This is a genomic window from Pseudomonas sp. P5_A2_2 (assembly GCF_054177685.1).
On the sequence record NZ_JBGCUL010000221.1, the window covers coordinates 1 to 6,200 of the forward strand.

The 6,200-nt window shown below is 60.2% G+C and carries 5 protein-coding genes; 1 reads left to right on the forward strand and 4 read right to left on the reverse strand.

What is annotated here, in order from left to right; genetic code table 11:
* Positions 1–313, forward strand: a 313-nt coding sequence (locus ACXRVY_RS14525) for an ATP:cob(I)alamin adenosyltransferase (protein WP_458237636.1), incomplete at its 5' end; no start/stop codon positions are given.
* Between the two features lie 117 nt (positions 314–430).
* Here the strand turns inward: ACXRVY_RS14525 and ACXRVY_RS14530 are convergent.
* The 4 genes from ACXRVY_RS14530 to secA all read right to left on the reverse strand — a co-directional run.
* The gene (locus tag ACXRVY_RS14530) at positions 431–1,375 is read right to left on the reverse strand and encodes a Nudix family hydrolase (RefSeq protein WP_223459505.1); all 945 of its coding nucleotides are present in this window, start codon (positions 1,373–1,375) and stop codon (positions 431–433) included.
* The gene (locus ACXRVY_RS14535) at positions 1,372–2,004 is read right to left on the reverse strand and encodes a glutathione S-transferase family protein (protein WP_458237637.1); all 633 of its coding nucleotides are present in this window, start codon (positions 2,002–2,004) and stop codon (positions 1,372–1,374) included. Before ACXRVY_RS14535 ends, ACXRVY_RS14530 begins: the two co-directional genes overlap by 4 nt.
* A 173-nt stretch (positions 2,005–2,177) precedes the next feature.
* The gene (argJ, locus tag ACXRVY_RS14540; protein WP_223459509.1) at positions 2,178–3,395 is read right to left on the reverse strand and encodes a bifunctional glutamate N-acetyltransferase/amino-acid acetyltransferase ArgJ; all 1,218 of its coding nucleotides are present in this window, start codon (positions 3,393–3,395) and stop codon (positions 2,178–2,180) included.
* Positions 3,396–3,515: 120 nt separating this feature from the next.
* A partial coding sequence (gene secA / locus ACXRVY_RS14545; protein WP_458237638.1) for a preprotein translocase subunit SecA occupies positions 3,516–6,200 on the reverse strand: 2,685 nt, incomplete at its 5' end.

Consider the following 6,200-nt stretch of genomic DNA (forward strand, 5'->3'; position numbering starts at 1 on the left):
GGCGTTGAATGCAGCGGAAATCGAACGCCTGGAAGCCGCGATCGATGTGTGGAATGAAGAGTTGGGACCGCTGGAAAACTTCATTTTGCCCGGCGGTTCGGCGCTGATTGCCCAGGCCCATGTCTGCCGCAGCCTGGCGCGCAGCGCAGAGCGGCGGTGTCAGCAACTCAATGCGATTGAGCCGTTGGCCGGGGTTGGCCTGGCGTATATCAATCGGTTGTCGGATCTGTTGTTTGTTGCGGCGCGGCTGATTGCCAAGCGTCAGGGAATTGCCGAGATTCTTTGGCAGCCTGCGGCGAAACCTGAGGTTTAGCCGGTGCCTGTCAGGCCCTCATCGCGAGCAAGCTCGCTCCCACAAGTTTTGTGARCGCCACAAATCCACTGTGGGAGCGAGCYTGCTCGCGATGAGGCCAGTAGGCTCGCTAAAGAATTAACTCTCAGGCCAAAACGCCCGAATCCCCGCGACACCTTGCGCACCAGCTTCCCAGGCTTGCTGAAGCTGCGCCGGGCCAACACCTCCGAGCAGGAACACCGGCTTGCTGAAGCCATCGATCAAGCTCGACGCCTGCTCCCAACCCAACGGCCCGGCGCCTGGGTGAGTCAGGGTAGGTTGAACCGGCGACAGGGTCACAAAGTCCACCCCCATCTGTTCGGCCAGCGCCAGCTCTTCAGCGTTATGGCACGAGGCCGCCAGCCAGCGCGACGCTGGGAGCGGTCGGCCAGCCGCTGCGTATTTGCGCAGCTGCGCCGAGGTAATGTGCCAACCCGCGGACGGGAAGTCGCCCAGCCATTCGAACGGCCCTTTGATCATCAACTGCGCCTTGCCGGCACACAGGCCCACCGCATCGACAGCCAGGTCGCGATATTTCGGATCGTAACCGTTCGGTGCACGCAACTGGATCAGCTTGATGCCGCCGGCAATGGCCTTCTGAATACCACGCAGCAACGCGGGGGTTTCCAGGTCTTGCGGCGTGATCAGGTACTGAGCGGGTAATTTCGCGGCCGCGACGATCGGCTGATTGGCCTCCGGGAACTCGTAATTCGACAAATCACGAGGTGTAACCCAGGCCAGCGGTTGTCCCTCGGCACCGTGGGGCTCGCCGGTAAACGCCGAAACCTCCCAGACATCCAGCAACACCTGTTTGTCCGGGTAATCGTGCCGAATCTTGATCAGCGGGCGCGCCGCGCCGACCACGATGCCCAGCTCTTCATGGAGTTCGCGGGCCAGTGCGGTTTCGACCGACTCGCCGGCCTCGACCTTGCCCCCGGGAAACTCCCACAGGCCGCCCTGGTGCTGTGCGTCGGCACGACGGGCGATGAGGATTTGGCCACTGCCATCGCGGATGACGGCGGCGGCGACATGGACTCGTTTCACTTTTGCAACTCCTCCAGTCCGGCCTTCTGCCAGGCCTTGAACGCCGGCCATTGGTAGAGGGTTTCGACGTAGGCCTCGTCTATGGCAGACAGTTTCACCTGATAGGTGCGCAGGCGCACGGCAATCGGTGCAAAGAACACGTCAGCCAGACTGATATGACCAAACAGGTACGGCCCGGTTTCTGTCGCGGCGGCACGGCACTCGGCCCACAGCGCCGACATGCGTTCGATGTCGACCTGAACCTCAGCCGGAACCGGCGACAAAGGGGCGTCATGGCTCAGGTCAAATGGCATATTGCCGCGCATGGCGAAGAACCCGCTGTGCATCTGCGCACACGCCGAACGCGCCTGAGCACGGGCGGCGATGTCTTTCGGCCAGAGGCTTGCGGACGGGAACTGTTCTGCCAGGTATTCGGCAATCGCCAGGGAATCGGCGATGGTACCGTGTTCGGTTTTCAGCAGCGGGACCTTGCCAGTCRGCGAATGCTTGAGCAGACGCTCGCGGGTGTCCGGCTGGTTCAGCTTGATCAGTTCTTCGGTGTAGGCCGCGCCGGTCAGGTCGAGAGCCAGGGCGCCGCGCAGGGACCAGGAAGAAAGCAGTTTGTCGCCGATGATCAGGTGCAGGCTCATGTTCGGGACCTTTTGATGGGGGGACAGGCCAGTCTAGCTAGCGACTGACAGACCGCCATCGCGAGCAAGCTCGCTCCCACAGTGGTGAAGGTGAAACACAAAGAGTGTGAGCACCAAAAATCCCTGTGGGAGCGAGCTTGCTCGCGATAGCAGCGACTCGATCTAACGAGAGATCAAGTACGGTACTCGGCGTTGATCTTCACATATTCGTGGGACAGGTCGGTGGTCCAGATGGTTTCGCTGCAATCGCCACGACCCAACTCGATGCGGATGGTGATTTCTTCCTGCTGCATCACCGCCGCGCCCTGGGCTTCGGTGTAGGTCGCCGCGCGCGCGCCACGGCTGGCAATGCACACTTCGCCAAGGAATACGTCGATCTTGCTCACATCCAGGTTCGGAACGCCGGCACGGCCGACAGCGGCCAGGATACGTCCCCAGTTCGGGTCGGACGCAAACAATGCAGTCTTGATCAGCGGCGAGTGAGCCACGGTGTAACCGACGTCCAGGCACTCCTGGTGATTGCCGCCGCCATTGACTTCAACAGTCACGAACTTGGTCGCGCCTTCGCCGTCACGCACGATGGCCTGGGCCACGTCCATGCACACTTCGAACACCGCCTGCTTCAACTTGGCGAACAACTCGCCTTCGGCGCGGGTGATTTCCGGCAACGCCGCCTGACCCGTGGCGATCAGCATGCAGCAGTCATTGGTCGACGTATCACCATCGATGGTGATGCGGTTGAACGATTTGTTGGCGCCATCCAGCATCAGGTTTTGCAACACGTCGCGGGAAACCTTGGCGTCAGTGGCGATGTAGCCGAGCATGGTCGCCATGTTCGGGCGAATCATGCCGGCGCCTTTGCTGATACCGGTAACGGTGACGGTCACACCGTCGTGCTGGAACTGACGGCTGGCACCTTTTGGCAGGGTGTCAGTCGTCATGATGCCGGTGGCGGCAGCTTCCCAGTTGTGGATCGACAGATCATCAAGGGCAGCTTGCAGCGCACCTTCGATTTTCTCCACTGGCAACGGCTCGCCGATCACACCGGTGGAGTACGGCAGCACCTGGCTGGCATCGACGCCGGTCAATTCGGCCAGTTTCGCGCAAGTGCGCTCGGCCGCGGCCAGGCCTGGTTCGCCGGTGCCGGCGTTGGCATTGCCTGTGTTGGTCAGCAGGTAGCGCACAGGACCTTGTACGCGTTGCTTGGCCAGGATCACCGGCGCGGCGCAAAAGGCGTTCAAGGTGAACACGCCGGCAACCGTGGAGCCTTCAACACAGCGCATGACCACAACATCCTTGCGCCCCGGGCGCTTGATGCCGGCCGAGGCGATACCGAGTTCAAAACCGGCAACCGGGTGCAACGTTGGCAAAGGACCAAGACCAACAGCCATGAATGCGCTCCTTTATAAATGATGTCAGCACCGTTTCAGCAGAACGGTGGTTCGAATGGTAAAACGCCGCGACGGCAGAAGCCGGTCGCGGCGCGGGTATTTCAGCGTTTGAAACGGGTTTTACTGAATCTGCCCGTGACAATGCTTGAACTTCTTGCCCGAACCGCAATAGCACAGCTCGTTACGACCCAGCTTCTGCTCGTTGCGAACCGGTGCAGCAGCGAGAGCAACATCGATCTCTTCGCCCAACACTTCCGGCTGCTCAAGGCCTGGAGCTTCTTCATGCAGGAACTGCATGCGAGCGGCCAATGCCTCGGCTTCCTGACGCAGGCGCTGCTCTTCTTCGATCGGGTCTTCGCGGCGAACCTGAACATGGGACAGCACACGGATCGAGTCGCGCTTGATCGAATCCAGCAATTCGGAGAACAGGGTGAACGACTCGCGCTTGTATTCCTGCTTCGGATTCTTCTGGGCATAACCACGCAAGTGGATACCGTGACGCAGGTGGTCCATGGTCGACAGGTGGTCTTTCCACAGGTCGTCCAGTACGCGCAGAACGATTTGTTTCTCGAAGGAGCGCAGCGCTTCGGCGCCCGCCTGGTCTTCTTTCTCGTTGTACGCCGCGACGAGCTCGTTCATGAGCTTCTCGCGCAGGGTTTCTTCGTACAGGTGATCGTCTTCGTCGAGCCATTGCTGGATCGGCAGCGTCACACCGAAATCGCTCTGCAACGCAGCTTCCAGACCGGCCACGTCCCACTGTTCAGGCAGCGATTGCGGAGGAATGTGTGCGCTGACGGTGGCGTTGAGCACGTCCTGACGGAAGTCAGCGATGGTCTCACCGATGTTGTCGGCGGCCAGCAACGTGTTACGCATGTGATAGATCACTTTACGCTGTTCGTTGTTGACGTCGTCGAACTCGAGCAGTTGTTTACGAATGTCGAAGTTACGACCTTCGACCTTGCGCTGGGCCTTTTCGATGGCGTTGGTCACCATACGGTGTTCGATCGCTTCGCCAGGCTGCATGCCCAGGGCCTTCATGAAGTTCTTCACCCGGTCAGAGGCGAAGATGCGCATCAGGCTGTCTTCCAGCGACAGGTAGAAACGGCTGGAACCGGCGTCGCCCTGACGACCGGCACGACCACGTAGCTGGTTGTCGATACGGCGCGATTCGTGACGCTCGGATGCAATCACCTGCAAACCGCCCGATTCGAGCACTTGCTGGTGACGCTTCTGCCAGTCGGCCTTGATCTGGGCAATCTGCTCAGGGGTCGGGTTTTCCAGGGAAGCCACTTCCACTTCCCAGTTACCGCCCAAGAGGATGTCGGTACCACGACCGGCCATGTTGGTGGCGATGGTCAGTGCGCCCGGGCGACCGGCCTGGGCAATGATCTCGGCTTCCTTTTCGTGGAACTTGGCGTTCAGAACCTTGTGTTCGATGCCTTCCTTCACGAGCAGGCTGGACATGTGCTCGGAGGTTTCGATGGTGGCAGTACCCACCAGCACCGGACGACCAGCGGCCATGCTTTCCTTGATATCGGCCACGATTGYCGCGTATTTCTCGTCGGCGGTCAGGAACACCAGGTCGTTGTAGTCTTTACGGGCCAGCGGCTTGTTCGGTGGAATCACCATGACCTGCAGGCCATAGATCTGGTGGAACTCGAACGCTTCGGTGTCGGCCGTACCGGTCATGCCGGACAGCTTGTTGTACAGACGGAAGTAGTTCTGGAAGGTGGTCGACGCCAATGTCTGGCTTTCGGCCTGGATGTTCAGGTTTTCCTTGGCTTCGATGGCCTGGTGCAGGCCTTCGGACAAGCGGCGACCCGGCATGGTGCGGCCGGTGTGCTCGTCGACCAGTACGACCTGACCGTCCTGCACGATGTATTCGACGTTGCGATGGAACAGCTTGTGCGCGCGCAGGCCGGCGTAAACGTGAGTCAGCAGGCTCAGGTTATGCGCCGAGTACAGGCTCTCGCCTTCAGCCAGCAGGCCGATGCGGGTCAGCGTTTCTTCGACGAACTGGTGACCGGCTTCGTTGAGTTCGACCTGGCGGGTCTTCTCGTCAACGGTGTAGTGGCCGGCCTTGGTGACTTCGCCTTCGACTTCTTCGATGTGCAACTCAAGCGTCGGGATCAGTTTGTTGACCTCGATGTATAGCTTGGAGCTGTCCTCGGCCTGACCGGAGATGATCAGCGGCGTACGGGCTTCGTCGATGAGGATGGAGTCGACTTCGTCGATCACGGCAAAATTGAGTTCGCGCTGGAATTTTTCTTCCATGCTGAACGCCATGTTGTCGCGCAGGTAATCGAAACCGAATTCGTTGTTGGTGCCGTAGGTGATGTCGGCGGCGTAGGCAGCGCGCTTCTCTTCCGGCGGCTGGAACGGCGTGACCACGCCGACTGTCATGCCGAGGAATTCATACAGCGGGCGCATCCAGTTGGCGTCACGGCGGGCCAGGTAGTCGTTCACCGTCACAACGTGCACGCCGTTGCCGGACAGCGCGTTGAGGTAAACGCCCAGTGTTGCCACCAGGGTCTTGCCTTCACCGGTACGCATTTCCGCGATCATGCCTTCATGCAAGGTCATGCCGCCGATCAGCTGGACATCGAAGTGGCGCATGCCCATGACACGCTTGCCGGCTTCGCGGGCGACCGCAAAGGCTTCTGGCAGCAGTTTGTCGAGGGACTCCCCTTTGGCGATACGGGCCTTGAACTCGCTGGTCTTGGCACGCAATTGATCGTCCGAAAGGGCCACCATTTGCTCTTCGAAGGCATTGACGAGTTGCACCGTCTTGAGCATGCGTTTGAC

What these genes read in the sequence shown, in the direction of transcription:
- argJ (WP_223459509.1), bottom strand. Translation starts at nt 3,395, where the DNA reads ATGGCTGTTGGTCTTGGTCCTTTGCCAACGTTGCACCCGGTTGCCGGT.